Genomic DNA, 26,586 nt, shown 5'->3' with positions numbered 1-26,586 from the left:
CGGCGGCCGACGGGCCGGCGTTCAGAGTGGCTCAGGCCTTGTCGATCAGGATCGATCCGGGCCGGCCAGGGTCGGTCAGGCCTTTTCCTGCATGCTGCTGCGAGCCGGGTTGGCCTGCTCGGCGGCCTTGGGGTCCTTCTCGTCTGCCTTGGCGCGGACTCCCTGCGCGATGCGCTCACCGATGGACTTGTCGATGTTGGACCAGTACTCGAAGGCCCTGGCGAGCACGGGCTCGGTCACCCCGTTGAGCAGGTGTCCCACGACGTTGTCCACGAGCCGGTCACGCGCGGCGTCGTCGAGGACCTCGCGCACCATGGTGCCCGCCTGGCCCCAGTCGTCGTCCTCGGCGTGATCGACGTATGCGGCGCGGCTGATGTCACCGTCCGCGTGCCAGCTGGGCGGGGCGTAGCGGCTGGTGTCGGCTGCCGGGCCGCCCTTGGAGTTCGGTGCGTAGACCGGGTCCTGACGCTTGTGAATGGCCATGGCCCCGTCCTTGGAGTACGTGTGGACGGGCACGATGGGAGCGTTGACCGGCAGCTGCTGGTAGTTGCCGCCGATCCGGTAGCGGTGGGAGTCGGCGTACGAGAACAGCCGCGCGAGCAGCATCCGGTCGGGGCTCGGGCCGATGCCGGGGACCAGGTTGTTCGGCTGGAACGCCGCCTGCTCGATCTCCGCGTGGTTGTCCGTGGGGTTCCGGTCGAGGGTCATCTTGCCGACCTCGATCAGCGGGTAGTCGCCGTGCGGCCACACCTTGGTCAGGTCGAACGGATTGAAGCGGTAGTCGGCCGCGTCCTCGTACGGCATGATCTGCACGTACAGCGTCCAGCTGGGGTACTCCCCGTCGCGGATGTGCTCGAAGAGATCACGGGTGTGGTAGTCCGTGTCGGCCGCGGCCATCTGGTCGGCCTCGTGCTGGGTGAAGGTCTCGATGCCCTGGTCGGTCTTGAAGTGGTACTTGACCCAGGACCGCTTGCCCTGCGCGTTGATCCACATGTACGTGTGCGAGGTGTAGCCGTTCATGTGGCGCCAGGTGCGCGGGATGCCTCGGTCACCCATCAGCCAGGTGACCTGGTGGGCCGACTCGGGGGAGAGGGTCCAGAAGTCCCACTGCATGTCGTGGTCGCGGAGGTTGTTGTCGGTCCTGCGTTTCTGGGACCGGATGAAGTGCTGGAACTTCATCGGGTCCTTCACGAAGAAGACCGGGGTGTTGTTCCCCACCATGTCGTAGTTGCCCTCGGTGGTGTAGAACTTCACCGCGAATCCGCGCGGGTCGCGCCAGGTGTCCGGGCTGCCGCGCTCTCCGGCGACGGTGGAGAACCGTGTCACCAGATCGGTCCGCGTGCCCGGCTGGAAGAGGGCGGCCTTCGTGTAGGCGCTGACGTCCTGGGTGACCTCGAAGTGGCCGAAGGCGCCGCTGCCCTTGGCGTGCGGCTGCCGCTCGGGAATCCGCTCCCGGTTGAACTGCGCCATCTGTTCGATCAGATAGGAGTCCTGCAGAAGGATCGGCCCACCGGCGCCGACGGTGAGCGAGTGCTCATCGCTTTCGACCGGCGCGCCGGCGTCATTGGTTGTCGCCTTACCTGTGACGTCGCTCATGAGGTACGAGTGCCTTTCGGTGGGTGAAGTTCTGCGCCGCGACGGCCTGGGCCCGCAGCTGCGAAGGGCTGTGTGTCGAAGGTCTGTCTCTGGCGTGGCGGATTCGGCGGCGTGCTGGCGTCGAGTCCATCTTGCGGCTTTTCTGTCGGTGTGGCCATTTGTTCGCGCCTGTGGATCTTTCACCGGACAGACTCCGAGTGCCCGTCTTGGCGCAGCCAATACGTGGCGGACGCTTCCATTTCCCGATGCGCGTCAGTGGCCGCCGGGGCTGGTGCGGTCAGCGGTGTCGGCAGGTGGGTCCGGCCGTTAGGCCGGTCGGACGACGGCGAAAGTGTCCGGATCCGCCGCCCGCCAGTCGGCGGCCCAGCTCGCGGGCGGTGCGGTGAGCAGTTCGCCGGGGGACAGCCACTCGTACAGCTCGGCGTAGGACCGGAAATCGCCGTGGTCCTCGCGGCGGCGCAGGAGATGCGGGCCGAGGCCCGCTGCGTCGCGCACGCCCATCGCGGCCATGATCTGCAGCGCGCTCTGCACGGTGGCCCGCTGGTAGCGCGTGACGCGCGCGGCCTTGTCGATGATGTCGAGGGCGCGGGCACGGCGGGGGTCCTGGGTGGTGACGCCGGTCGGACAGCGGTTGGTGTGGCAGCGCTGGGCCTGTATGCAGCCGACGGCGAACATCATCGCGCGGGCCGCGTTGGTGTAGTCGGCGCCCAGGATGAGGCACTTGACGATGTCGGAACCCGTCGCCACCTTGCCACTGGCGCCGAGGCGGATCCTGTCCCGCAGGCCCGCACCCGTCAGGGCGCTGTGCACGGTGAACAGCCCCTCCCGCAGCGGCATGCCCAGGTGGTCGGCGAACTCCAGCGGCGCCGCTCCCGTGCCGCCCTCCGCGCCGTCCACGACGATGAAGTCCGGGGTGACGCCTTCCTCGACCATGGCCTTGCACACGGCGAGGAACTGGATCCGGGAGCCGGGGCACAGCTTGAAGCCCACCGGCTTGCCGTGCGTCAGTTCCCGCATCCGGGCGAGGAATCGGACGAGTTCGCGCGGGGTCGAGAAGACGCGGTGGTACGGCGGCGAGACCACGGTCTCGCCCACGGGAACGCCCCGGACCGAGGCGATCTCGGCGTTGACCTTGCTGCCGGGCAGTACGCCGCCGATCCCCGGTTTCGCGCCCTGCGACAGCTTGAGGGACACGCAGCGCACGGAGGGGTGGGCCGCCTTCTCGGCGAACTGCCGCGGGTCGAAGTTCCCGTCACGGGTGCGGCAGCCGAAGTAGCCGGTGCCTATCTCCCAGACGAGGTCACCGCCGCGCCGCAGATGGTGGGAGGAGAGGCCGCCCTCACCCGTGTCGTGGGCGAAACCGCCGCGTGCCGCGCCCGTGTTCAGCGCCACGACGGCGTTGGAGGAGAGCGAGCCGAAGCTCATCGCCGAGACGTTGAGGAGGGCCATGTCGTACGGCTGGGTGCAGTCGGGGCCGCCGATCCGGACGCGGGGCGGCTCGTCGGGTACGGCCACCGGTGCCATGGACGGCACGAGGAACTCGTAGCCGCGGGCGTCCATGTCGCGCTCGCTGCCGAACGGTTCCTCGGCGGCGACGCCCTTGGCCCGCTCGTAGACGATGCTGCGGGTGTCGCGGTCGTAGGGCCTGCCGTCGTAGTTGCGTTCCACGAAGTACTGCTGCAGCTCCGGGCGCAGCGTTTCCAGGAGGAACCGGAGATGGCCGAGCACGGGGTAGTTGCGGAGCACGGAGTGCCGCCTCTGCACCAGGTCGTACACACCGGTCAGTGCCACACACAGGAGAGGCACCGCGGCCGACCACCACCAGGGGGATGCCAGGAGGGCGAGCAGCACACCGCCCGCTGCGCAGACCATCAGCAGGCCCACTGTCACGAAACGCGTCATGCACGCCGTGTGACCGGATCTCAGCTGGTCACACGTTCCTCCGCGCGTTCGTCCACATCTTCCTCCGCACCTTCCTCGTGATCCAAGAAGGCCGCCATGGCCGCCACGAAGCGCCCGGCGTCGTCGAGCCAGGGATAGTGCCCGGCGGCCGGCTGCACCACGGAACTCGCGTCGCGGAACAGCGCCGCGAACTCGGCCACGGCCCGCGGGGGGCTGTTCATGTCGAACTCCCCCGTGAGCAGCAGCACCGGCAGCTCACAGCCCGCGAGCCCCGCACGCGTGGCTTCCTCCTCGAAGGCGCCCTCTGCCGCGAACCAGGCGACGGCTTCCTTGTTGTCCGGCTGACTTGTGGCGCAGTGGTGCTGGGCGGCGGCGTCCCACCTGCCGTAGAAGAAGGGGCTGATGGCATCCCAGTCGGTGCCGGTCCCCTCGGTGATCGCTTCCAGCGCGGCGAAGGCCGGGGCGAACCACGGCTCGTCCTTCCGCGACAGTGCGAGCTCCCGTCGCATCGCACCCGGAACGGCGATGCCGACGGCTCGCGTGCCGGGGCCGATCAGGGCGAGCTTGCGGACGTTCTGGGGGTGGCGGGCCACGTACTGCGCGGCGACGTTCGCGCCGCCTGAGTGGCCGAGCAGGTCCATCCTGTGGAGCCCGAGGTGGCGGCGGAGGGCCTCGACATCGTTGACGAGGCGGTCACAGCGGTAGGAGGAGGGGTCTTCGGGGATCGCGGACCGTCCGGTGCCGCGGCTGTCCATGACGATGAGTCGCCGGTGGGCGGACAGGCCGCCGAGATCGCCGAGGTAGCGGGAGTCCGCGGGGCCGCCGGGGATGCACACGAGGGGGATGCCGTGCTGGTGTACGCCTTCGTTCGCGTCTTCGTCTTGGTGTACGGCGTCTCCGTGTACGGCGTCTTCGTGTACGCGGTAGGCGAGCTGGGTTCCGTCAGGTGCGGAGTAGGTGGGCATGGGCGGATCCTGGCACTCATAACCGGGTTATACAACCCGGTTATGCCGAAGCTTGTGCCGAGCTGTATAACCGAGCCATGGCAAGTGGAGAGGACACGCAAGCAGACTTCCGTGAGGGTTCCGGGGTGCTGAGCGAGGGGCAGGCAGAGCGGATGCTCGCCGGCATGAACGAGGTCATTCGCGCGGGCGAGGAGATGCGGAAGCTTCGCGCCGAGATGATCAAGCTGTTCGTCGATCTCGGCTGGACACAGGACAAGATCGCGGAGTTGGCGGACATGAGCCAGCCCGCTGTGTCCAAGCAGGTGGCGAAACGCAAGGCGGGCGACCGGCCGCCGACGATGGAGCTCCACCTCGACCAGCGGGACCCGCCGTGGCTCGAAGGGCGCCTGTGTGGTCTTGCCGAGGTGGTCTCGGAGACCCTGGGCGATGCCGCCCACTGCACACGTCAGGTGACCGCCCTCGGTCGCGGGAGGAAACGCTTCACGCCCCAGAGCGTCGACGAGCTGCGGCGGCTCCTCGAAGAGGACCTGAGGGAGCATCGGGCACAACTGCCGGGCGCCCACCGGGATACGTACGACGAGATCGCTCGCCGGCTCGACGTCCCCGCGGACGTCACCGCCACGGGATCGGCCTCCGTGCGCCGGACTCTCGCCCATGCGATCCAGCGCGATCAGCTCGGCAATTGACCCCTCCTTTCGACCCTGAATTGCACTCTGCCGAAGGTCTTTCAGCTCCATAGAGTGGTGATCACAACGACGCGGGGAGCGTCGCAGAACCGAAGGGGACACCACCATGAACAGCAAGAACGCCGACTCCACCGCCGACTTCGCCGCCGTCCTCACCCGGGCGGCCGAGGCCGAGACCAGCGCCGATCCGAGCAGCGTCATGACCCTGCTTGCCGACACGGACGGACCGGGCGGCGGGTTCACCACCTATCGCTCCACGTTCACCGAAGGGGCCGTCGGCGCGCCCGCGCACTTCCACACCAAGGCCACGGAGCTCTTCTTCGTGATCAGCGGCTCCCTCCGGGTCCTGGTGGGCGAAGAGATCACCGTCCTGCGGGCAGGTGACTTCCTCGCCGTGCCTCCGCACACCCCGCACGCCTTCGCCGCGGCCCCGGGCTGCGAGGCGGACGTCCTCTTCGTCTTCACCCCCGGCATGGCCCGCTTCGACTACCTGCGCCTGCTCGGCAGCGTGATGCGCGGCGAGACCGACCCGAAGAAGATCGCGGAATCCTCGGAGCGCTACGACAACCACTACGTGGACAGCCCCGTTTGGCGCGAGGCACTCGCCGCCAAGTGAAGGCGCACCCACCTCCGCGGGAAAAGGGTTTCGTGGCGGAAGCCAGGACCGGGCATGATCCCACCGTGCATGAGGACGGTAATCCCCGCGGCTACGGGCGATACACGCTGACGGAGACGGAGCACGACCGCGCCTGGGGCGTGTGCGCCACTGTGGACGGCCTCTTCGGGGAGCCCCGGCGCGGGACGTACGAACTGTTCGGCTGGAGCCCCGCGGGCGTCGGGGCGCAGGGCTGGGTCGGCGGCAGGGTGTGGCTGGTGCCCGAGGACCGGACACTCGATCCCTGGCTGCTCGAGGACGCGAAAAGCCTGGGGCAACCGCACGGTACGGACAGTCTCGTACTGACGGGCCTGGACGACTACGAGGGCCCGCCCGAGGGATATCGAGGCTCCGTCCGCATGCACGACGGGTCCCGATGGCTGGGTTCCTGCCGTGAGTTCGCCCTGGTTCTGCCACCCGAGCGAGCGGCGCCCCCACTCTTCCTGCGGGGGCTCGCGCAGAGCGAGCAACTGCGGGCGGCACTGACGAAGGGCACCAGGCGGGCGCTGGCCCTGGAAGAAGCAGCCCTGCACATACATGACGACCAGGGCGAGTTGCTCACCGAGCGATCACTGTGGGCCGAAGTCAGATCCTGGCGCGCCTCCTCCTGCGGTCCGGACCTGATCGACCTGGAACTCGACGCGGAGCACTTCACACCCGTTCCCGAGTACGCCCGGCCCATCTGGCAGCAGTGGTACGCCGGGCCCCCGGAGTCCCCCGGCGCCTGGACCGCCCTTGATACCCGGTGCCGCGGTGCCTGGCTCGATCTGGTCCGGGAGCGGGGCTGCCGCCGCACCCACCACGCCAGGCCGACCGGTCACGCCTACGAACTGGACGGCGGGGCCATCACCGACGAACCGAGCGTCTACCTGGCGCTCGGCGAGGCGGTGAACGGTCCCGGCGGCTACTTCGGCGGTTGCCTCGCGGCCCTCGACGACTGCCTGCGCGGCACCTTCGGCTACACGTCCCCCGCGACGCTGCTCTGGCGAAACGCCGAGACGGCCCGCGCGCACCTGTCACGTACCCTCACACCGGACGGCCGCCCCTACGACCTGTTCGCCGCGCTTCTCGATGCTTTGGCCGAGGGCGGTATGAGGGTCACGTTGGCGTGAGCGGCAGCTGCTCCTCGGCGTGGCCTCAGTCGGAGGCAGGCGCACGCGGTGGTTGGTGCGGGAGGCTGGGGGTGTGCTGATCATGGATGCCGTGTTGGAGACCTACGAGGCCAGGGATTTCACGCTGTGGCCCGTCTCTGATCCCGCCGAGGAACGGCTTCTGCGGCTGTCCGGGGAGTTGTCCTCGCGTCAGGTCGGCACGGCCATGGCGGTTCTGAGCAGTTACAACAACAGGCCTCGTACGCGGGCGGAGCGCCGCCGTCCCGAGGACGGTGTGGGGAAGCTGAAGCGGTTGCTGGCCGCCGAGTGCGTGGTCGCGCCCGGTGGGCTGCGGGTCAGGGACACCGACAGTGGGGTCACGGTGAAGCCCGGGTGCTGCTTCGGGCTGGAGAACTGGCGGGACTGGCAAGGGCTGTTGGTGGGGGATGAGCCATGGCTCGGCCACGATCCCGGGCCGCGTGCCGAGCTTGTGGGTGCGGACATCCGACTGTGGCCTGACGCGGCCCGGCAGGAGGGGCGGCACATCGAGATTCCCCGGGAGCGGTTGCGGGAACTCCTGAACTCCGTTCAAAGCGACCTCATGGGATTCCTGAAGTCCGTTGACCGGTGGGCCTCTTGCGGCTTCGCGCCCGTCGCGGGCCCCCTGATCGTGACTCTCGACGAGGGCTTCGCCGTATCCGCTCCCCTCAGCGATTCGCCATAGACTTCGAAAACAGGTGCGAGTACCGCAGGTAACGCCGAGGTTCCTCTCTCTTCCCGAATGGAAGTCCCTCGAACTTCTTGTTTCCCGTGAGTCGGCTGTGCCAAGGTGAGCTTCCTCGCGCGCTGAGGTAATGATCAGGATCGCCTTTCGTTCGGGATTCGTGCCGCTGACCCAAAAGGTCTTCAGCCGGCCGTATTCGGGCGATCTCGCGGTTTGTTGATTCGTTTTCCCGCCCCGGTGAGCCTTAGGTATGCACCAATCAGACGCCCCATTTCGGTGGGTGTGTTTTCCGTGTGCCGTCTATCGGCTCGGAAGGAAAAGGTTCTGTGCAATCCCCTCACCCCCCACGTCCGACCCACGCCCCACATTCCGGCGTGAACACCGAAGAATCAGACATGAATCTCGCCGCCCGACTGTGCGGCCGGTCGGAGGGTGAGTCCGACCAACCCATCGCACTGCTGCTCGCACGGCACTGGCAGGCGACATACGACTACGCGGCCATCTGCCTGGCCGCTTGGTCGAGTTCGGCCTCCATGGTCGCCACGGCATCCTTCCACCAGATGCTCGAACGCATGGCGAGCGAAGAGCCGGGCGGAGCCCTGCGGCCGTACCTCCTGGTGACCGTCAGGGAGACGGTCAGGGGGTGGACCGTCGACGAGCGCATATCAGCCCTCATGCCCGAACTCCGCAAACCGACCGGCGGTCGCGGCATGCGGGCGGCGACCTCCATGACACCCGAAAAACGTCGACTCGCCGCGCGCTCCTTCTGGGCCCTTCCCGCAGACGCCCAGTGTCTGCTGTGGCACACCGCGGTAGAAGCCGAGCACATATCCATACCCGCAGGTATGTCAGGCTTGAGCGCCGACCTTGCGGCCGACGCACTCGCGCAGGCGCGTGAACAATTCAGGGCAGGCATCGTTCGCGGTCACCGCGAACTCGCGCCGACCAAGGAATGCCCCCTTTACAACCGAATCCTCGATGTCACGATTCGCCGCGGCGGCACGTTGCTCCCCGATGCACAGAACCACTTGTCGGAGTGCCGCCACTGCCGGGACGTGACTGACCAACTCGTCCATGTGGACAAGGAGTTGGGGACACTACTCGCCGAAGCGGTACTCGGCTGGGGCGCACGGCGCTACCTGGAGTCGCGCCCGGGGCGCGGAGGCGGGGTGAAGCGCGGCGCGGGAGCCCCCGCGCAGGGCGGCAGGCGCGCGGGCGGCGGCGGGCGCCATCGTCCGTCGCCACACAACCCCTTGGCCGGCGGCCCGCTCGCGCAGGCGCGCGCACACTCAAGAGCGCTGCGCACCGGAGCGGCCCTGGGCTCAGCGGCCCTGCTCGCGACCGTACTCGTCATCACCCTCTCGTCGGGCGACGGCGACAACGGCGAGGCCATGCCCCCGACAGGGATGACCGGAAGCCATGACACCGGTCCGAGCGCGGGTAACGAGACGCCGCCCACCGGGGCTCCCACGCCCACTTCAGCGGGATACCCCGACAGGTCCGACCAGGGCAGGCTCCGCAATGCCGCGGCGGATCTGTGCCTCGACATCCGGGGGAAGGCGAAGCCCGGCGCCGAGACGAAGCTGGCGAAGTGCTCGGCCGCGGCGAGCCAGCAGTGGTCGTACGACAAGAACGGACTGCTGAGCACCGTCGCCCGTCCCGACCTCTGCCTCGACTCCCACCGGGACGACGGCGTGCTCGTCCTCGGCGCATGTGTCGCACCTTCGGCCGCACACGCCGACGAGGTGCGATACGACCTGACCGTGCTGGGGGAGTTGCTGCCCCGCTGGCACGAACGGTTGGCGGTCGTGCCGGCCTCCGCGCGCAAGGGTGCGGAAGCCGTGGTCAAGGTCCGCGACGGGTCTCCGGAACAGCGATGGATGCTCGACTCGTCGTCGGCGGACCCCAAATCCCGCTCGATCAAGGGCGGGGGTGAGCCGTCCGCGAAGGGCGTGGAGGGCGTGGAGGGCGTGGAGGGTGGCGAGGGCGCGGAGGAATATGAGGGTGGCGGGGGTGGTGAGAGGCGTGAGGGCGAGAAGAAAGTGAAGGGCGTCCGGGGCGCCAAGGGCGGCGGTGACGCACCGCGGAAAGGCGCGGGCGAGGGCCGAACCTGCGCGGGACGGCCCTGCGAGCCGCCCTCGCCTCGTGAGGCCCGTGAGGCCCGTGAGCCACGCGAGGCCCATAACCCCCGTGAGCAGAGGCCGGGGCCGCCGACGGATGCCAGGGAGAGGGGGCACGGGGCGAAGGGCAGGGACAGGGAGCCCTCAACTGACTCGACCCGGCGCGGCGATGACGCGAAGCGGTACGCCGAAGCGGGTTGCTGCGCCGCCGCACCTCTGCCGGTCGGGCTGAGGCTTCCTCGGGAAAATTCTGGTGAGCGCCCTCATCTCCCTGTAGGGCGAGCCGAAATGGAGGGCGGAGTACCGGCTCGGCCTCGCTAGTCAGTTGCCGTCAGTCGGTGTCCCCAGCCGCGGGTAGGGGCGCTGGGCCAGCCAGGCCGTCGGATGCTTAGGGTCGTGCCCATGACGAGGACCACACCGCCGCGGCCGCTGGATGTCGAGGCGCTGTTTCCGGAGCTCGCCGCGTACCGGGGAACCACCACCCGACTGCACCCGAGGCCGGGGAACCCCGACGTGTCGGCCAGCTCCGTGGGCGGCCCGCTGCTGTGGCCGGCGGACGAGCCGTGGCCGGAGTGCACCGAGGCCCACCGGCACAGAAGTGGCCGACGGCCCGCGGACATCCGGCGACGGCGCAAGGTCCTGGCCGACGCATGGGCACGCGCACCCTTCTCGGGCCCCACGGCAGAGGAACGGGAGCTCCTGGACGCGCTGGACCGGCGGCACCGCATTCCCGGCATCGCCGACACCGACCCGCTGCCGTTGGTCGCGCTCGCGCAGCTGTACCGGCGTGACATTCCCGACCTGCCGGCCGGACCGGACGGCTGCGACCTGCTCCAGGTGTTCTGCTGCCCCTTCGACGCGCACGGCCCGAGCCGCTACGGCATGCTGCTCCACCTGCACTGGCGCAGATCGGAGGATGTCGGCGAGGTCCTTGCCGCGCCGCCCCAGCCGCAAGTCGTCGGCTCCGACGGATATGTGCCCGAGCCCTGCGTGCTGCATCCGGAGCAGGTCGTCACGTACCCCTTCGCGGGGCTCCTGCCCGAGGACCTGTGCGACAGGATCCTCGCCCGCGAGGAAGCACTTGACGAAGAGGCACTTGACGAAGAGGCCGAGGAGGCGTGGGAACAGGACTGCGAAGCGGACGAGATGGAACACGCCGGGAAGGAGGGTGAGGTCGAGCCGGTCGCGGAGAAGGGTGAGGGCGAGCGGTCCGCTGAGAAGGGCGAGGGCGAGCGGTCTGCCGAGAGGGGTGGCGACAAGCAGGTCTACTACCAGTACGACCTGTCCATCCCACCCGGCTGGCGCGTCGGAGGCTTCGCCTCCTGGCACACCACCGACGCTTCCCCCATGGACTGCCTGACCTGCGCCACACCCATGCGCTTGCTGCTGACCATCGCCAGCTCCGAGTGGGACGGCGGCAGCGGCAGTTGGAAACCCACGGAGGAAGCAGACCTGCCTCCGCACCCGTCAGCCGCGCCCACCGAGGTCATCGTGGGCCGCGCGGGCCAGCTCAACGTCTTCGCGTGCCCCGCCGACCCCGGCCACCCGCACCGCTGGAGCATCCAGTAGGCGCGGCAGGCGTAGCGGCGTGCGTGACGCCGATGACAGACTGCACCGATGATCGACGCTCTTCCTGATGGCTTGACGGCACGACACCTTTCCGAGGAGGACCACCCACAGGTACTCGCGGTGCTGGACGCGTGGTGGGGCGGCATGAAAGGGCCGGCGGGTGCGCTGGAGCGCTCGTTGCTCCTTCCCCGGCTGTACTTCCAGCACTTCACCACCACCAGCTTCGTGGTCGAACGGGCCGGGGAGCAGGCGGAATCAGCCGACGGGGGGCAAGCCGACGGGGGACAGGTCGACGGGGGACAGGATGACGGGGGACGGGTCGCGGCCTTCCTGGTCGGCTTCCTGTCCCAGACTCAACCCGACGCCGCCTACGTGCACTTCGTCGGCGTCGACCCGCGACTGCACGGGCAGGGCGTGGGGCGAACCCTGTACCAGGGCTTCTTCGCTCTCGCCCGGTCGCACGGCCGCCGGTACGTGCACTGCGTCACCAGCCCGCAGAACACCGCCTCGCAGGCCTTCCACGCCAGGCTCGGATTCACGGTCTCGTCCGTGAAGCCGGACTACGACGGCCCTGGACTCGACCGGGTGACGTTCACGCTCGACCTTGCCGAGCACCGGGACCACCCGGAGGCCACCGTCTGACCCTCGCCCGGCCCTCTGCGCGCGACTACTCACGCGCGGGGAATGGAGCTCAGGGGCCTCGCTCACCCATTCCGCGTTCTCGTCGAGGCCCACGACGAAGTCCACGTCCGCCCAGCCGCCCCGGAACAGGACCACGAGGAGTTCGGCGTCCGCGGGACCGATGATGTGGATGCCGACGGAGTCCGGGTCCCGCACCTCTGAACGGCTTGTCCCCAGCCGCTGCGGCCAGGCCGCCGCCTCGTCCCGCCAGGTGAGCGGCCCGACGACGAGGCCCGCAGCGGTCCACTGTTGGCGGCGGGCGCCGAACTGGGCGGCTGCCTGGTCGAGATCGATGAGTCGCTTCACCAGATGATCGTCGACCATGTGGCATGACCTCGTCCACCGCCATTCGTTCCGCGGCCAGCGGCCCGCGACGGAAGGGGGTGTTGGCGGGGAGGCGCCTGGTGGTGGTTAATGGCAGGGGTGGGTCATCTGTTGCCGTGTCTGATGCGTCTCCCGTAACTGCCGTAACTGCCGTAACTGTGCCCTACCTGCCGTGTTTGCCGTATCTGCCGTGCGAGAAACGGGAGTTGAGGTGCCTGTGGGCGCTGAGTCGTTGGGTTCGCCGGAGTCGGAGGAGCCGTCGCAGTTGTCAGGCTCAAGCGAGGTGCCCCGCTCGTCCGGGGTGCCCGATGCTTCCTCGGTCAGCGCGACGCCGCGTCCCGGTCGTCCCGGTCGGCGCTTCGTCGACCGTTGCGTCGTCGTCAGCGGAGGAGCCCACGGGATCGGCGCGGCGACGGCCCGGCGGCTGGCGGCCGAAGGGGCCGGGGTGGTGATCGCCGATGTGGACGCCGAGGAGGGCGAACGCACCGCACGGGCCATCCGCGAGAGCGGCGGACGTGCTGTCTTCGAGGCGTGTGATGTGGCGGACGAGGAGTCCTGGGCGCGGGCGGTGGCGGCCGCCCGCGCCCGCTTCGGCCCCGTTTCCGGCCTGCTCAGCAACGCCTACGCGGTGCGCGGGGGAGCGGCCGACGTGATCGGACCGGCGGACTGGAACCTGCAGTTGTCGGTCATGCTGACCGGCGCGTACCTCGGCGTCCGGGCCTGTCTGGACGACCTGCGTGCCACGCATGGCGCGGTCGTCCTCGTCTCGTCCGTGCACGCGGTCATGGGCCTGCCCGGACGTCCCGCCTACGCGGCGGCGAAGGCGGGCCTGACCGGCCTCGCGCGCCAGCTCGCGGTGGAGTACGCACCCGTCGTACGGTTCAACGCCCTTCTGCCGGGCCCCATCCTGACCCGGGCCTGGGACACGATCGGCGCGGACGACCGGGCACGCAGCATCGAGCAGACCCCCGCGGGCCGCCTTGGCCGCCCGGACGAGGTCGCGGCGAGCGCCGCGTTCCTGCTGAGCGACGAGGCGTCCTTCGTCACCGGGGCCAGTCTCGTGGTGGACGGCGGATGGAGCGTGTACAAGACGTCCGCCTGATCCCGCGGCCGTTCCGCCACCCCGCTGGCCGCCATCTGCCGTGCCGCACAAGGAGGTTCACCTGATGAAGATCACCCGTATCGAGACGTTCGCGGTGCCGCCGCGGTGGCTGCTCTGTCGCGTGGAGACCGACGAGGGAGTGGTCGGGTGGGGTGAGCCGGTGGTCGAAGGGCGCGCGGCCACCGTCCGTACTGCCGTCGGCGAGCTGGCCGAACTGCTCCTCGGCAAGGACCCTTCGGGCATCGAGGACCACTGGCAGGTGATGACGAAGGGGTCGTTCTACCGAGGCGGCCCGGTCCTGTCCAGCGCGGTGGCCGGACTCGACCAGGCGCTGTGGGACATCGCGGGCAAGCGGCTCGGCGTACCCGCGCACGTCCTTCTGGGCGGCCCGGTCCGCGAGCGGGTACGGGCCTACAGATGGGTGGGCGGTGACAGCCCCGCCCACATCACCGAGCAGGTGACGGCGCAGGTCGAGGCGGGCTTCACCGCGATGAAGATGAACGCGAGCGGGCGCATGAACCGGCTGGCCACGGTCGCCGACGTCGACGAGATCGTCAGCCGCGCCGCGGCGGCCCGCGAAGTCCTCGGTCCGCGCAGGGACTTCGCGCTGGACTTCCACGGTCGCTTCCACGCCGCGAACGCCTGCCAGTTGCTGCCGCACCTGGCCCCGCTCGCGCCGATGTTCGTCGAGGAACCGCTCCTGCCCGAATACGGTCACCTGCTGCCCGGCCTGGTCGCCTCCTCACCCGTGCCGATCGCGACCGGGGAGCGCCTGTACTCGCGGCAGGACGTGCTGCCCGCCCTCCAGGCAGGCGTCGCGGTCCTGCAGCCCGATCTGTCCCACGCGGGCGGCATCTCCGAGGTCCGCCGCATCGCCTCCCTCGCCGAGACCTTCGACACCCTCATCGCCCCGCACTGCCCGCTGGGCCCCGTGGCGCTGGCCGCCAGTCTCCAGATCGCCGTCAGTGTCCCCAACTTCCTCATCCAGGAACAGTCGATCGGCATCCACTACAACAAGGGTGCCGACGTCCTCTCCTATCTCGCCGACACCGAGGTGTTCCGCTTCGATCAGGGGCACATCCCGCGCCCGACCGGGCCGGGGCTCGGCATCGAGATCGACGAGGCGGCGGTACGGGCGGCCGACGACAGCGAGGCCGACTGGCACAACCCGGTGTGGCGCCACGAGGACGGCTCGTTCGCCGAGTGGTGAGCGAGAGGGCGGGGGAGCGCCTGGGGAGCCTGAGGACAAAAGGCAAGGGCAGCAAGGGCGGCAAGGGTGCCAAGGGCGTTGGGGGGGAGTCGAGCCGGTACTTTGGACTGCGTGGACTCAGTTCTGCACGAGGGCGACCGCATGCGCGGGTGGGAAGTCGCGTTTCCACGCCGCGCGGCCCCGCTGGACGGCGTGCTGCTCGCCGGCTTCCGTGACCGGTCGGCGGCCGGTCTGGACATGCGGGTCATCCCGCAGCCCAGCGTGACGGTCGTCATCGAACTCGGGGACGACGCCCTGGCCGTCGAGAACACCACGGGAAGCCGGGCGTTGAGGAGTCTCGCCGCCGGTCTCGTGCCAGGGGAGACCCGTGTCCGAGGGGAGCGCGTGCACTGCGTGGAGTTACGCATGACTCCGGTGAGCGCCTACTCGCTGCTCGGCGTCCCGCCCGTCGATCTGGACGGCCAGGTCTTCGGCCTCGATGAGCTGTGGGGGCGTCATGAACCGCGCCTGCGGGAGCAGTTGACGGCAGCCGGAGGGTGGGACGATCGCTTCGCGCTGATGCACGAGTTCCTGGCACGCCGCCACGCGTCGGCGCGGTCGATGGATCCGGAGGTCGTCGCGAGCTGGGAGCGGATCGTCTCCCGCCGGGGCCAGGTGCGGGTCGCCGACCTGGCGGCTTCGTGCGGGTGGAGCCGCAAGCGCCTGTGGTCGAGGTTCACCGCTCAGGTCGGTCTGACGCCCAAGCGCGCCGCGATGCTCGTCCGCTTCGACCGAGCGGTCCGTGGCCTCTCGGCGGGCCGTGACGCGGTCGAGGTCGCCGCGGCGTGCGGCTACGCCGACCAGTCGCACCTGCATCGCGACGTCCTGTCCTTCGCCGGCTGCACACCGGGTGCGCTGGGGCCGCCCGCGGACACCCGGCGGAGCGGGGAACATTCGTCCAAGACGTGACGCGCCCCCGCCGGTGAGGGTGGGGTCATGCGCAGCCACGACCCCACGGGGACGAAGCCGGACACGCCCACCCTGGTGCTGATTCACGGGTACGCCGCCCCAACAGCCAAGTGGAACCCGTTGGTTCTGCTGCTGACGCGGGCAAGAGCGCGCGGCGTCGCCGACGCGGAACCGTTGCTGACGCTCACAGGGGCAGCGCGCGCTCGTTCACCACGTGCTTCATGACGAGCGTGGAGCTCAGGCGCTGCACGCCGGGCAGGGTGGCCAGCTTGTCGTCGTAGAGCCGCTGGAAGGCGGGCAGGTCCTTGCTGACGATGCGTACGAGATAGTCGGGATCCCCGAAGAGGCGCTCGGCCTGAAGGATCTCGGGGATCTCGATGAGGGCGTGTTCGAAGGCGGAGACGGTGTCGCGGTCCTCTTGGCGCATGGTGACGAAGACCAGCGCCTCGAAGCTCAGACCCACGACGCCCGCGTCCAGGATCGCGCGGTAGCCGCGGATGGCACCGCTGCGTTCGAGTTCGCGCAGCCGGCGATGGCAGGGGGAGAGGCTCAGCCGCACGCGGGCCGCCAGTTCCGTGACCGTCAGGCGCCCGTCGTCCTGGAGCTCCGCAAGAATCTTCCTGTCCACATCGTCCATGGGGAAGATTCTGCCACTGACACCTCCTGACCTGGCAATACTTGGAAACACCTTTGGGCTCTTCGGAACTAATCTCCTCCTCGGAACCTGTTCGAGAGGGAGAAGTACGTCGTGGCCGTCAGCTCCATCACCGCCTTCTGGGCGGTCTCAGTCCTGCTCATCCTCGTGCCGGGAGCGGACTGGGCCTACGCGATCAACGCCGGGCTACGGGACCGGTCCGTGGTCCCGGCCGTGGGCGGCCTGCTGCTCGGTTACCTCGCGCTGACCGCCGTAGTCGCCGCAGGGGTGGCGGCCGTGGTGGCGAGCACGCCGTCCGTCCTCACCGCCCTGACCTTGCTGGGCGCCCTCTATCTGGTGTGGCTCGGTGTGACCACGCTGGCCCGGCCCGCCGTCGCCGGGACCGCGTCGCAGGAGGGGAACGGTGCGGCGGTCGGGGCCCGGGTCCTCAAGGGGGTGGGGATCAGCGGCCTCAACCCCAAGGCGCTCCTGCTCTTCCTGGCCCTGCTGCCGCAGTTCACCGCTCCGCACGGCAGCTGGCCGCTGGCGGCCCAGATCGGCACACTCGGCCTGGTCCACACGCTCAGCTGCGCCGCGATCTACCTGAGCGTGGGCGTACTGGCCCGCACCATCTTGCGGGCGCGCCCCGCGGCCGCGCGCGCCGTCACCCGCGTCTCGGGCGCCGCCATGATCGTGATCGGCGTGCTCCTGATCGCGGAACGCCTCGCGGCCTGAGGCGCGTGCGTCACGCGGCGCCCTGCTCGGTGTCTTCGCCCCCGTCTTCGCCCCGGTCTTCGCCCCGCCACTCGTGCGCCAGGAGGGACCAGATCTCCATGTCGTGGCGAACGCCCTTGTAAAGGGACTGCTCGCGCAGTGTGCCGTCCAGACGCATGCCCATGCGCTGGGCGACTGCCCGGCTTCGGGCGTTCCCGGCGCTGTTCCACCACTCGATGCGGTGGATGCCGCGCTCGCCGAACGCGTACGAGATCAAGTGGCGGACCGAGGCGCTGATCAGACCGTGACCCTCACCCGCGGGCTCCGCCCATACGCCGATCTCGCAGGTGCCCGCCTTGGCATCGAACTGCACGAACATCACGCCGCCGATCAGGATGCCGTCCCGCCAGATCCCGTAGATCCGTCCGGCGTCGGCGGCCTGCTTGTCCGCGTACTTCTGGAGGGTGGCGCGGGCGGATTCCAGGTCGGTGGAGCGCGAGGCCCAGGGGATCCACGGGTCGGTGTTTGCGCGGGCCCGGTCGATGTGGGCCAGGAACTCGGCGTCCTGCCAGGGCTCCAGCATGCGGAGCTCGGCATTCTCGGTCAGCGATATGGCGTACATGGCTGGTCCTATGCGGTTGTCCGGGCGGGCGCGCGCGGGCGTCGGGCCGGCGCGACCAGGTACGTAACGAACGTTGGGTATGTACTCTAGCGGCCATGACGCCGCCGGCCCGTACAGATCATGATGCCCGCAGGACCGAGGTCTCCCAGGCGGTCTGGCGGGTGCTGGCCGCCCATGGCTTCGGCGGCCTCACCTTGCGTGCCGTCGCCGCGGAGATGGGGGCCACCACCGGCTTGCTCACGCACTACTTCCCCAGCAAACGCGCGCTCCTGAGACACGCCCTGGAGGTGCTCGACCGGCACTCGGCCGACCGTCCGCGACCCGCGGCGGAGAGGGCCGGGGAGGCGTCCGGCCTGGTGATGCTGCGGGCGATGCTGCTCGACATCCTCCCGCTGGACGCCGAGAGCGCCGCGAGCAACCGCATCTGGGTGGCCTCCTGGGACGTCGCGCTCGCCGACCCGGAGCTGGCCCAGGAGCACGCCGAGCGCTACCGCCGTGCACGTGAGCGGATGGCCGGGCACATCGCGCAAGCCCAGGAGTCGGGCGAACTGCCGCCCGGCGCACGGCCCGAGGACACCGCTGCCGCGGCCCAGAGCTTCGTGCTCGGATTGGTCGTCCAGGCACTGTTCGCGCCCCGGGAGTTTCCCGCGGAGCGGCAGATCGCCATGGTGGACGCGTATTTGGCGGGGGTCGGGGGTGGCGGCCAGGGGTCGGTCGGCGGGTCCGGGTGATCGGCATGGGCATGGGCATGGGGATGGGTATGCGCCCGTGCACATGGCTCATCGAGCCGGGCCGCGTGGCCGTCCCCTTCTGACGCGATGTGCCTACGCGCTGCCAGCGGTGCTCGACGCGGACCCCGACGAGGACAGGAACACGACCACGTCGGTGTCGTGACCCGGCAGGGGCTCCGGCTCGCACCAATCCAGACGGCGGTAGAACGCGAGCGTCTCGTGCGCCTGATCCCACGTCAGCAGCCAGGCTCGCCCGCCGGGTACGGCGGCGGAAGCGGTGAGTGTGGCCAGCAACTGCCGCCCCAGACCCGTACCGCGGGCACCCGCTCGTACCCCCAACTCATCGATCTCGAAGGCTCCCACCAGCAGTTCGTCCACGCGATCGGCGCCGAGCAGTCGCGTCACCTTGCCGTAGGCGCGGTCGGCGGGGAACGGCGCCTGCGTGATCCAGCCGGTGACGAAGCCGTCCACCGCACCGTCGGGCGACAGGGAGAGGGCGGCGCGGAAACCCGGGCGTCGTGCGTCGGCCTCCAGACGCTCGCGGAACGCCTCCCCAATGGCGGCGGGGTCCCTTTGGTGCCAGGGCGGGGCGGTGAAGACCTCGACGTAGGCGGCGGTGAGGCGGTCGGCGAGGTCGAGGACATCTGGGCCGAAGAGCTGCATGGTCATCGAACGTAGTGGGTGCGGCAGGATGACCTCCCATGACGTGTGGGGGAGAAGAACTCGCGGAGTGGTTGCGCCGTGCCGGGTTGGATGTCGTGGGGGACGGTCACGACGAGAACGTGCTGCCACCTCAGTCGGCGTGGCGGTGGGTCGGTTCGGGCGAGACCCGGGCCGTTGTCGCCGTAACGGGAGACCGACCGGGCGTGGGCATCGAGGTCGACGTCGACGTGCAATGGCATCGGCTCGCCGTCGACCTCGGGTTGGTGGACGAGAACGGTGTCTTCCTGATCGCTGTCGCATCGGACCACATGTGCTGCGCGCCCCGGCGCTGGACACGGGTACGGCTCAGCGCGAATTGGAGCCTGGCGGCGGTTGCGGGGCATCCGGAGAGGAGCCCGGAATTCGTCGCGCTCTCCTTGGACGGCAACGCTCTGCTCGGGGTGATCCCCGAGGAGTCCGCTCTCCGGTTCGTCGCCATCAGCGGCGTACAAGAACGGCAGGAGTCGGCTGCCGAGGCGCAGGCCCAGGAAACGCCACACGAGCGGGCGGCGGCCTGGGTCTCGCTGCTCCGGGCGCCGGAGCCTTCGGCCGAGGTGCGGCAGGCGTGGGCGCACGGCCTTGCCCGCAACGCGGCCACCCCCGACGGTCTGCTGGGCGAACTGCTGGGACTCTCGTATCACCTGCTGTTGCGTCGGCTGCCGACTCCGGTGGTGGAGGCGGCCATCGTCCATCCGGATCCGAAAGTACGGGAGTGGCTGGCCGAGGTGCATCCGGGCCTCACGGTCGACCAGCGGACCCGCCTGATCCTCGGCGAGGAGAACCCCCGGCGCCGGTGGATCCTCACCATGATCGCGGCGGACCGGGGCGACGAGTTCGGCGACGACACCTACCAGGCGCTCGCCACCGATTCCTCCGCCCAGGTACGCGAGGAGGCAGCTCGCCTCACCGGACTTCCCGCGCGCATCCTGACGGCCTTGGCCGCCGATCCCGATCCTGCCGTACGCGCCGCCGCCTGCCGTCAGGCGTGGCCCCACCTCGACGAGTCGGCCCGCCGCAAGCTCCTGCGCGACCCCGGACGCGAGGCCCGCACCACGGCGTTGCTGTGCCACCACCTGGACAACCCCCTGACCAGGTCGGGCTACGAAGCCGACGGGCTGCCGGACCGTGCGCTGGAGAGCTGTTTGCTGGAGCGTGCCCTCGTCGAACACCTGGTCCACCACGGAGACGCGGCCCGGCGGGGCTCCTTGGCATGTAATCCGCGCCTGGACCCTGACCTTGTCGCCCTCCTCGCCCAGGATTCCGACGCGGATGTGCGCGGTGCGGTGGCGCTGCGCGCCGACCTCACCGAGGAACAACGGGCGGCCATCCCCATCACCTTCGATCCGCGCGGCCATCACCACTCGCTCCGCTGGGTCAGGGCGCTCCATCACGACCCCGCCGCCATGCGCCGCCTCGCCGCCTCCACCCATCCCCTCGTGCGCAGGAGTGTCGCCCGCGCCCGCCACCTCCCGCCCGACGTCGTCGCCACCCTGGCCGCGGACGAGGACCGTGTCGTGCGCCTCTTCCTCGCCGAATCCTGTGACGACGCGCCCGCCGACATGCTCCTGGGGGTATGGCAGTGGTGGACCGGCAGTCTGAGCACTCCCGACCGCCCGCGCGGGCACCCGAACTTCCCCCGCGGCGACTTGCTGCGCCACGCCGACGACGCGAACCCCCGTATGCGTCAACTGGCCCTGGACGACTCGGAGTCGACGCCTGAGCTGATGGAGCGGTTCAGCCGCGATCCCAGCGAGGAAGTGCGCCGCCGAGCGGCCACCGATCCCCGGTTGACGGTGGCGTCGGCCATACGGCTGCTCGACGACCCGGAGGATTCCATACGGCACGCTGCCGCCAGGCACCCGGGGCTGCCCGCACGGGTGTTGGTTCGACTGCTCGGCGACAAGGACACCGCACAGGACGCGGCCACGCACCCGGCCCTTCCCGTTGACGTCATGCGGCAGATGATCGAACGTATCCGGGGCTGAGACGGCGACGCAGTAGCAGTAGAGGACGTGTCAGCGCGCTTGGGTTCGCGAGCGCTCTTGGGTTCGTGAGCGGTGGGCCGCGACTCCGGTGAGGCCGGGTTCGATCCCGGGCTGCAGGACGAGTGTGTCGTCGTAGTCGCCGCGGTGCTCATGGCGGTAGGGGAGCGGCTCGGTGACCGCCAGCGCGCGGAGCCGCTCGCGCAGTTCGGCCGCGCGGTCGCCGTAGCCGGACTCGTCGAGGCGGTCGGCGCCGTAGACGACGTACGGCGGGAGGGCGTCCATCCCCGTGTACCAGAAGGTGCCGTGCAGTACGGGGAACAGCACCTCGTCCAGTTGCCCATGGATCCCGCGCGGCCCGAAGCCCGACTCCCGCGCGCCGACCGTGGTGATGACCATGGCACGCTTGCCCGCGAGTCCGCCGTCCCCGTAACGCAGGGTCCGCCCCGCGTGGTCCTGGAGCCCGAAGGCGAACCCCTGCACGAGCACCCGGTCGAACCAGCCCTTGAGAATGGCGGGCGGTCCGAACCACCACAGGGGGAACTGGAACACCAGCGCGTCGGCCCAGGCGATCTTCTCCTGCTCGGCGGCGATGTCGTCCGTCAGCTTGGCCGCGCCGTACGCGTGTTCCTGTGCGGCGCCGACCCGCAGTCGCCCGACCGTCTCGCGGTGGAAGTCGGCGGAGTCCACCACGGGTTTCCAGTCCATCGCGTAGAGATCGGACTCGCGGACCTCATGCCCGAGATCGCGCAGTTCCTGGATCCCTTCGGCCCGCAGGGAGCCGTTGAGGGATCGCGGTTCGGGATGTGCGAATACCCAAAGAATCTTCATGCCATCGATCCTCCGCCGCGGTCGGATGGGGGACGAGTGGCCAGATGGCCAGGGAGTGCAAGGATCTGGCCACCCGCCACCCGCCACCCGCCACCCGCCACCCGCCACCCGCCACCCGCCCCCCGCCGGCCGTGAGGTCCTGGGCTGAGCTCATCGAGTTGCGCCTCACCCTCAAGTCAAGGGTGAGGGTGAGGTGAAGTCGGGCGGCTTCAGGCGGTCGCGCGCGTGCTCTCCCGCATCGTCGTGCTCTCCCGCACCATCAGTTCGTATCCCGCGGTGAGCCGCGTCTGCGGGGCCAGTGTGCCCGCGTCGATCCTGCGGAGCAGGGCGTCCACGGCCAGTTCCGCGATGCCCCGCTTGTCGGGGGCGATGGTGGTCAGGGTCGGCACGCTGTAGCGGGACTCCTCCACGTCGTCGAAGCCGACGACGGCCAGGTCGTGCGGGACCCGCAGCCCGTGCTCGTGCGCCACCCGCAGTGCGCCGGAGGCCAGCAGGTCGTTGAAGCAGAAGACCGCGTCCGGCGGGTCGTCCAGCGTGAGCAGTGCGCGCATCGCCTCGGCTCCCGAGGCGCGGGTGAACGACCTTGTGTTCGGGGCGAGCCGGGGATCATGCGGGACGCCCGCCGCGTGCAGCGCGGTCAGGTATCCGTGCATGCGCTGGACCGTCGTCGCGTGGGACGGGCTCGAGGGCTGTCCGATGACGGCGACGCGGCGCCGGCCGAGGGACAGGAGGTGCTCGGTGGCCTCGCGCGCCGCCGCCGAGTTGTCGATCAGGACGTGGTCGGCGGGGAGCTCGTACGACTGCTCGCCCAGGAGGACGAGGGGTACGCGGCGTTGGCGGGCGGCCAGGACCTGTTCGTCGAGGCGGAGGGGGCTGAGCAGGACGCCGTCGATGAGTGGATCGCTGAGCCCGGAGGCGATCCGCAGCTCCTCGTCCGCGCTACCGCCGGTGTCCTCGATGAGCACCGTGCAGCCGCGTTTCTTCGCGGCGGCGATGACCTGAGCGGCCAGTTCGGCGAAGTACGGCGCGACGAGTTCCGGCACGGCGAGGGCGATGATGCCGCTGCGTCCGGTGCGCAAATGGCGTGCGGAGGCGTTGGGTTGGTAGTCGAGGTCGGCGATGGCACGCAGGACGCGCTCACGTGTCCGGTCGGCGACTCCGGTCTCCCCCCGGACGACGTTGGACACCGTCTTGATCGATACCCCGGCGCGCTCCGCGACGTCCTTCAGGCGGGTGCCTGCCACGGTGTTCCTCCCTCCCCTGACCTCCCCCGACAGCAGCAGCGTACGTCATGGTCCAACGTTGTAACCCGTGAGAGCCGATGTACGTCGGACGCCTACGGGAACGACTTCGTGAACAGGTAATGCGTGCCCAGGTGTTGACGTCGTATTGCCAGCTGAGTACAACGTTGTAAACGCAATGGGCAGCCACGAGATGCGGTTGCCATCGCTGCGCATTCCAACGTTGCACTCGTACCAGTCTTGTCCGCCTTGCCAGTTCCTCCTGCCAGTCCGTCTTGTTCGCCGTGGAAGGACGCATGCCCATGCGGGACCGCATACCGACCCCGTCGCCGCCCGCCCCGTCCCGCCGCCGTCTGCTGCGCGGAGGGGTCGCGCTCGGTGCGACCGGCGCCGCCGCACTCACCGTCGCGGGCTGCGGCAGCACCCTCGCGCAGGGGTTCACCGGCGGAGCGCCCTCGCCGTCGCGGCTGAACTTCTGGAACCCGTTCACCGGCGGCGACGGCGAGCGGATGCTGGCGATGCAGGACGCCTATCGGGCCGCGCACCGCTCGACGGAACTGAAATCGGCGACGTTCCTGTGGGGCAACCCGTACTACACGAAGCTCACCCTCGCCACGCTCGGCGACCGGCCACCGCAGGTCGCGGTGATCCACCTGTCGAAGTTGCCGACGCTCGCCGAGGCCGGCCTGCTCACCGAACTGCGCACCGAGGATCTGGCCCGGCACGGACTGGCCGAGGACAAGTTCGACGCACGGCCGTGGCGGAAGTCGCAGTTCGGCGGTGCCCCGCACGCCGTGCCGCTGGACACGCACCCCTTCGTGCTCTTCTTCCGCACGGACATCGCCGAGAAGGCCGGACTGCTCGACGGGCGGGGGCAGTTGGTGGATGTGGACGGGCCGGACGCGTTCATCGACGCGCTGCGTGCGGCGAAGGAGGTGACCGGCGCCTGGGGCGGTTCGATCGCCTCGGTGAAGGAGGCCTCGATGCAGTTCCGTCTCTTCTGGTCCTTCTACCGGCAGGTCGGCGGCGGGGACCTCGTCGCCGACCAGGGCAAGCGCGTGGTCATCGACACCGCCGCCGCGGCCGAGGCGCTCGCCTACATCCGCAGGCTCAGCGCGGAGAAGGTGATCCCGGCGAACACCGACGGGAAGGGCGCCATCACGCTGCTGACCACCGGCAAGGCGGGGTTCCTGATGGACGGCGTCTGGCAGGTCCTGGCGGTCCAGTCGGCCAAGGTGAAGTTCGACATGCGGCCGTTGCCGCGCGTCTTCAAGGACGCGCCCTACGCCTGCGCCGCCGACTCACACGCCCTGGTGCTGCCGAAGGCTCCCACCGAGACGGCCCAGCGCCTCGACCTCTCGCTCGGGTTCGTCGCGTCGATGCTGCACTCCAGCAAGTTGTGGTCGGAGGGCGGCCACGTCCCGGCATGGCTGCCGACACAGCGTTCCCGCGCGTACAAGGAACTCGTTCCGCAATCGCACTACGCCACGGCCGCCGACGGCGCTGTCTACGACCCGGCCGCCTGGTACGGCGGTGCGGGAAGCACCCTGCAGAACGTGGTGGGCGACGCCGTGACCTCGGTGTTCACCGGCGACACCAGCCCCACCGCGGGCGCCGCGCGGCTGCGCCGCGACTTGCGGAACCTGGCGTCGCGTCCCGCCCCGGTATGACCGGGCCCGCCCCTGCCCGCCACTCGGCTCCCCCTGCTCCACCTGCCCCTGGATCCCGTACGCCTTGACCGAAAGGCCGAACCGTGGCCACGACGACCGCTCCCACCTCGACGTCCAGCAGAGGCGACCGCTGGGCAGGACCGGGGATGCTGCTGCCCTTCGCCCTCTTCTACCTGGTGTTCCTGGTGGGGCCGCTCATCTACACCGTGGTCGCCGGATTCTTCGAGACGAGCCTGCTCAAGAGCGGACTCGGTGACTTCGCGGGCCTGTCGAACTACACGGCGGTGCTCGGCGACACGGAGTTCTGGCGGACCCTGCGCAACACACTGTGGTTCACGGTCCTGACGACCGTGCCCCTTGTGCTGCTCAGCCTGGCCCTCGCGCTGCTCGCCGACCGGTTCGTGCGCGGCCGCTGGTTCTTCCGGTTCGCGTTCTTCGCGCCGTTCGTGCTGCCGTCCGCGGTCGTCTCGCTGCTCTTCATGTTCATCTACGCCGACCAACTGGGCCTGGCCCAGGAGGTGGTGAAGTGGTTCGGCGTCGACACCCCGCCGTCCTGGCTGGGCGACCCCGACTGGGCGATGATCTCCATCGCGGCGGCCACGGTGTGGTGGACGGTCGGCTTCAACTTCGTGCTCTACCTGGCCGGACTGCAGGACGTGCCGCGCGAGGTGCACGAGGCGGCCGCCATCGACGGGGCCGGGCCCTGGCAGCGCATCCGGCACGTGGTCGTGCCGATGCTGGGCCGTACGACGACGCTGGTGACGGTGTTGCAGGTCATCGCCTCGCTGAAGGTCTTCGACCAGATCTACATGATGACCAGCGGCGGCCCCGACGGCAGCACCCGCCCCTCGTTGCAGCTCATCTACGACACCGGCTTCGTCGAGGGCCGCGTGGGCTACGCCTCGACCGTGTCGCTGCTGCTGTTCCTGGTGATCCTGTTCGTCTCCCTTGTCTGGTTCGCCCTCGTACGCCGCGCCGAGAAGGAGAGCTGACCATGACCGCGATCGCCACACGTCCCGAGACCGAACGCCGCGACACCACCGCCCCGCAGCGCCGACGCCGTGACTCGGAGCGTCTCTTCAACCGGGTGGCGCTCGGCACGCTCATCGCCCTCGCGGTGCTGTGGCTGGTGCCGCTCGCGTGGGCGCTGGCCACCTCGGTGCGCCCCGCACAGGAGGTCGTCACCAACCCCACCGCGTGGTTCACCGCGCATCCGACCCTGGACGCGTACGGAGAGATATTCGACGCGGGCAAGCTGCCCTACTGGTACGCCAACAGCTTCATCACCTCGACCCTCACCACGGTCCTCACGGTGATCATGGCGTCGCTCGCGGCGTTCGCCTTGTCGCAGACCCGGTTTCGGCTGCGCCGGGCCGCGTTCGTGCTGCTGCTCGCCGGGATCATGATTCCGGGCCAGGTCCTGATGATCCCGCAGTTCCTCGCGCTCCAGTCCGCGGGGCTCCTGAACACCTACTGGGGTGTCGTGCTGCCCCAAGTGCCCAACGTGGTGGCCGTGTTCGTCTTCAAGCAGTTCTTCGACGGGATCCCGCGGGAGCTGATCGACGCGGCGCGCGCGGACGGCGCGGGCTGGCTGCGCACCTACTGGCAGATCGTGATGCCGATCTCCCGGCCGGCCGTCTCCGCGGTCACGATCTTCGTGTTCGTGGGCGTCTGGAACAACTTCCTGTGGCCGCTGCTCGTGGTGACCGACCCCGAGATGATGACACTGCCCGTCGGACTGACCTCCGTCCAGGACGTGTTCGGTGTGCCCTACGCCCAGCTCATGGCGTCCGCCGTACTCGGCGCGATCCCGCTGCTCGCCGTCTTCGCGCTGTTCCAGCGCCGCATCGTCGAGGGCATCGCAGGCACCGGCCTGAAGTGACCCC

The 26,586-nt window shown here is 69.8% G+C and carries 24 protein-coding genes; 16 read left to right on the top strand and 8 right to left on the bottom strand.

The genetic code is table 11. The features are described 5' to 3' along the window. Positions 1 to 75: 75 nt before the first annotated feature. The 3 genes from ACWGIH_RS20615 to ACWGIH_RS20605 form a co-directional block, all read right to left on the bottom strand. Complete coding sequence (locus tag ACWGIH_RS20615; protein ID WP_453445705.1) at positions 76 to 1,596, bottom strand: catalase; 1,521 nt, start codon at positions 1,594 to 1,596, stop codon at positions 76 to 78. Positions 1,597 to 1,902: 306 nt separating this feature from the next. Beyond that, a complete protein-coding gene (locus tag ACWGIH_RS20610; RefSeq protein WP_453445703.1) occupies positions 1,903 to 3,498 on the bottom strand; it encodes an FMN-binding glutamate synthase family protein in 1,596 nt (531 codons plus the stop codon). A 20-nt stretch (positions 3,499 to 3,518) separates the two neighbouring features. Then, entirely contained in the window at positions 3,519 to 4,463 is a 945-nt protein-coding gene (locus ACWGIH_RS20605; protein ID WP_453445702.1) for an alpha/beta fold hydrolase, read from the bottom strand. Between the two features lie 77 nt (positions 4,464 to 4,540). Here ACWGIH_RS20605 and ACWGIH_RS20600 point away from each other — a divergent pair, with 77 nt between their 5' ends. The 10 genes from ACWGIH_RS20600 to ACWGIH_RS20555 all read left to right on the top strand — a co-directional run bounded on the left by ACWGIH_RS20600 (position 4,541) and on the right by ACWGIH_RS20555 (position 15,573). Then, a complete protein-coding gene (locus ACWGIH_RS20600; protein WP_453445700.1) occupies positions 4,541 to 5,149 on the top strand; it encodes a sigma-70 family RNA polymerase sigma factor in 609 nt (202 codons plus the stop codon). Positions 5,150 to 5,255: 106 nt separating this feature from the next. Further along, complete coding sequence (locus tag ACWGIH_RS20595; RefSeq protein ID WP_453445699.1) at positions 5,256 to 5,765, top strand: cupin domain-containing protein; 510 nt, start codon at positions 5,256 to 5,258, stop codon at positions 5,763 to 5,765. 65 nt (positions 5,766 to 5,830) lie between these two features. Then, positions 5,831 to 6,916, top strand: coding sequence for a barstar family protein (locus ACWGIH_RS20590; RefSeq protein ID WP_453445697.1), 1,086 nt, complete (start codon positions 5,831 to 5,833; stop codon positions 6,914 to 6,916). Positions 6,917 to 6,989: 73 nt separating this feature from the next. Continuing rightward, positions 6,990 to 7,619, top strand: a complete 630-nt coding sequence (locus ACWGIH_RS20585; RefSeq protein WP_453445696.1) for a hypothetical protein — start codon at positions 6,990 to 6,992, stop codon at positions 7,617 to 7,619. A 395-nt stretch (positions 7,620 to 8,014) separates the two neighbouring features. After that, positions 8,015 to 10,060, top strand: a complete 2,046-nt coding sequence (locus ACWGIH_RS20580; RefSeq protein ID WP_453445694.1) for an RICIN domain-containing protein — start codon at positions 8,015 to 8,017, stop codon at positions 10,058 to 10,060. Between the two features lie 81 nt (positions 10,061 to 10,141). Then, the gene (locus ACWGIH_RS20575) at positions 10,142 to 11,308 is read left to right on the top strand and encodes a hypothetical protein (RefSeq protein WP_453445692.1); all 1,167 of its coding nucleotides are present in this window, start codon (positions 10,142 to 10,144) and stop codon (positions 11,306 to 11,308) included. A 72-nt stretch (positions 11,309 to 11,380) separates the two neighbouring features. Further along, positions 11,381 to 11,950 (top strand): N-acetyltransferase family protein, encoded by a 570-nt coding sequence (locus ACWGIH_RS20570; protein WP_453445690.1) that lies wholly within the window; start codon positions 11,381 to 11,383, stop codon positions 11,948 to 11,950. 664 nt (positions 11,951 to 12,614) lie between these two features. Continuing rightward, positions 12,615 to 13,415: an SDR family NAD(P)-dependent oxidoreductase gene (locus tag ACWGIH_RS20565; RefSeq protein ID WP_453445723.1), complete on the top strand. Its 801-nt coding sequence runs from the start codon at positions 12,615 to 12,617 to the stop codon at positions 13,413 to 13,415. 64 nt (positions 13,416 to 13,479) lie between these two features. Further along, entirely contained in the window at positions 13,480 to 14,625 is a 1,146-nt protein-coding gene (gene dgoD / locus ACWGIH_RS20560) for a galactonate dehydratase (RefSeq protein ID WP_453445688.1), read from the top strand. 111 nt (positions 14,626 to 14,736) lie between these two features. Next, on the top strand, positions 14,737 to 15,573 hold the full coding sequence (locus ACWGIH_RS20555; protein ID WP_453445687.1) for a helix-turn-helix domain-containing protein: 837 nt from the start codon (positions 14,737 to 14,739) through the stop codon (positions 15,571 to 15,573). Positions 15,574 to 15,757: 184 nt separating this feature from the next. Here the strand turns inward: ACWGIH_RS20555 and ACWGIH_RS20550 are convergent, their stop codons facing one another. Beyond that, complete coding sequence (locus ACWGIH_RS20550; RefSeq protein WP_453445685.1) at positions 15,758 to 16,210, bottom strand: Lrp/AsnC family transcriptional regulator; 453 nt, start codon at positions 16,208 to 16,210, stop codon at positions 15,758 to 15,760. A gap of 111 nt (positions 16,211 to 16,321) precedes the next feature. Between ACWGIH_RS20550 and ACWGIH_RS20545 the strand changes: the two genes are divergently transcribed. After that, complete coding sequence (locus tag ACWGIH_RS20545; RefSeq protein ID WP_453445683.1) at positions 16,322 to 16,942, top strand: LysE family translocator; 621 nt, start codon at positions 16,322 to 16,324, stop codon at positions 16,940 to 16,942. Positions 16,943 to 16,952: 10 nt separating this feature from the next. On the opposite strand, the gene ACWGIH_RS20540 is transcribed toward ACWGIH_RS20545, so the two are convergent. After that, positions 16,953 to 17,543, bottom strand: coding sequence for a GNAT family N-acetyltransferase (locus tag ACWGIH_RS20540; protein ID WP_453445681.1), 591 nt, complete (start codon positions 17,541 to 17,543; stop codon positions 16,953 to 16,955). Between the two features lie 95 nt (positions 17,544 to 17,638). On the opposite strand from ACWGIH_RS20540, the gene ACWGIH_RS20535 reads away from it, so the two are divergent. Then, positions 17,639 to 18,274 carry a TetR/AcrR family transcriptional regulator gene (locus ACWGIH_RS20535; protein WP_453445680.1) on the top strand — a complete coding sequence of 212 codons (636 nt, stop codon included), beginning with the start codon at positions 17,639 to 17,641 and terminating at the stop codon, positions 18,272 to 18,274. A 93-nt stretch (positions 18,275 to 18,367) separates the two neighbouring features. Here the strand turns inward: ACWGIH_RS20535 and ACWGIH_RS20530 are convergent, their stop codons facing one another. Further along, the gene (locus ACWGIH_RS20530) at positions 18,368 to 18,943 is read right to left on the bottom strand and encodes a GNAT family N-acetyltransferase (protein ID WP_453445678.1); all 576 of its coding nucleotides are present in this window, start codon (positions 18,941 to 18,943) and stop codon (positions 18,368 to 18,370) included. A 32-nt stretch (positions 18,944 to 18,975) separates the two neighbouring features. Between ACWGIH_RS20530 and ACWGIH_RS20525 the strand changes: the two genes are divergently transcribed. Next, positions 18,976 to 20,961 (top strand): PE-PGRS family protein, encoded by a 1,986-nt coding sequence (locus ACWGIH_RS20525; RefSeq protein WP_453445677.1) that lies wholly within the window; start codon positions 18,976 to 18,978, stop codon positions 20,959 to 20,961. Positions 20,962 to 20,991: 30 nt separating this feature from the next. Here the strand turns inward: ACWGIH_RS20525 and ACWGIH_RS20520 are convergent, their stop codons facing one another. Both ACWGIH_RS20520 and ACWGIH_RS20515 read right to left on the bottom strand, forming a co-directional pair. Then, positions 20,992 to 21,789 (bottom strand): NAD(P)H-dependent oxidoreductase, encoded by a 798-nt coding sequence (locus tag ACWGIH_RS20520; RefSeq protein ID WP_453445675.1) that lies wholly within the window; start codon positions 21,787 to 21,789, stop codon positions 20,992 to 20,994. Positions 21,790 to 21,998: 209 nt separating this feature from the next. Further along, positions 21,999 to 23,033: a LacI family DNA-binding transcriptional regulator gene (locus ACWGIH_RS20515; RefSeq protein WP_453445673.1), complete on the bottom strand. Its 1,035-nt coding sequence runs from the start codon at positions 23,031 to 23,033 to the stop codon at positions 21,999 to 22,001. 299 nt (positions 23,034 to 23,332) lie between these two features. Here ACWGIH_RS20515 and ACWGIH_RS20510 point away from each other — a divergent pair, with 299 nt between their 5' ends. The 3 genes from ACWGIH_RS20510 to ACWGIH_RS20500 all read left to right on the top strand — a co-directional run bounded on the left by ACWGIH_RS20510 (position 23,333) and on the right by ACWGIH_RS20500 (position 26,582). After that, complete coding sequence (locus ACWGIH_RS20510) at positions 23,333 to 24,700, top strand: extracellular solute-binding protein (protein ID WP_453445672.1); 1,368 nt, start codon at positions 23,333 to 23,335, stop codon at positions 24,698 to 24,700. A gap of 83 nt (positions 24,701 to 24,783) precedes the next feature. Then, on the top strand, positions 24,784 to 25,692 hold the full coding sequence (locus ACWGIH_RS20505; protein WP_453445670.1) for a carbohydrate ABC transporter permease: 909 nt from the start codon (positions 24,784 to 24,786) through the stop codon (positions 25,690 to 25,692). 2 nt (positions 25,693 to 25,694) lie between these two features. Beyond that, positions 25,695 to 26,582 (top strand): carbohydrate ABC transporter permease, encoded by an 888-nt coding sequence (locus ACWGIH_RS20500; protein ID WP_453445668.1) that lies wholly within the window; start codon positions 25,695 to 25,697, stop codon positions 26,580 to 26,582. Positions 26,583 to 26,586: the final 4 nt, after the last annotated feature.

This window comes from Streptomyces sp. NPDC054872, from assembly GCF_053610705.1.
This window is presented reverse-complemented; position numbering and strand designations above follow the sequence as displayed.

Bases quoted from the DNA above. Each gene is read 5' to 3' on its own strand.
- ACWGIH_RS20510 (WP_453445672.1), top strand. From the start codon at position 23,333: ATGCGGGACCGCATACCGACCCCGTCGCCGCCCGCCCCGTCCCGCCGC.
- ACWGIH_RS20530 (WP_453445678.1), bottom strand. From the start codon at position 18,943: ATGACCATGCAGCTCTTCGGCCCAGATGTCCTCGACCTCGCCGACCGC.
- ACWGIH_RS20600 (WP_453445700.1), top strand. From the start codon at position 4,541: ATGGCAAGTGGAGAGGACACGCAAGCAGACTTCCGTGAGGGTTCCGGG.
- ACWGIH_RS20595 (WP_453445699.1), top strand. From the start codon at position 5,256: ATGAACAGCAAGAACGCCGACTCCACCGCCGACTTCGCCGCCGTCCTC.
- ACWGIH_RS20615 (WP_453445705.1), bottom strand. From the start codon at position 1,596: ATGAGCGACGTCACAGGTAAGGCGACAACCAATGACGCCGGCGCGCCG.
- ACWGIH_RS20500 (WP_453445668.1), top strand. From the start codon at position 25,695: ATGACCGCGATCGCCACACGTCCCGAGACCGAACGCCGCGACACCACC.
- ACWGIH_RS20520 (WP_453445675.1), bottom strand. From the start codon at position 21,789: ATGAAGATTCTTTGGGTATTCGCACATCCCGAACCGCGATCCCTCAAC.
- ACWGIH_RS20575 (WP_453445692.1), top strand. From the start codon at position 10,142: ATGACGAGGACCACACCGCCGCGGCCGCTGGATGTCGAGGCGCTGTTT.
- ACWGIH_RS20580 (WP_453445694.1), top strand. From the start codon at position 8,015: ATGAATCTCGCCGCCCGACTGTGCGGCCGGTCGGAGGGTGAGTCCGAC.
- ACWGIH_RS20535 (WP_453445680.1), top strand. From the start codon at position 17,639: ATGACGCCGCCGGCCCGTACAGATCATGATGCCCGCAGGACCGAGGTC.
- ACWGIH_RS20605 (WP_453445702.1), bottom strand. From the start codon at position 4,463: ATGCCCACCTACTCCGCACCTGACGGAACCCAGCTCGCCTACCGCGTA.
- ACWGIH_RS20550 (WP_453445685.1), bottom strand. From the start codon at position 16,210: ATGGACGATGTGGACAGGAAGATTCTTGCGGAGCTCCAGGACGACGGG.
- ACWGIH_RS20540 (WP_453445681.1), bottom strand. From the start codon at position 17,543: ATGTACGCCATATCGCTGACCGAGAATGCCGAGCTCCGCATGCTGGAG.
- ACWGIH_RS20610 (WP_453445703.1), bottom strand. From the start codon at position 3,498: ATGACGCGTTTCGTGACAGTGGGCCTGCTGATGGTCTGCGCAGCGGGC.
- dgoD (WP_453445688.1), top strand. From the start codon at position 13,480: ATGAAGATCACCCGTATCGAGACGTTCGCGGTGCCGCCGCGGTGGCTG.
- ACWGIH_RS20525 (WP_453445677.1), top strand. From the start codon at position 18,976: ATGACGTGTGGGGGAGAAGAACTCGCGGAGTGGTTGCGCCGTGCCGGG.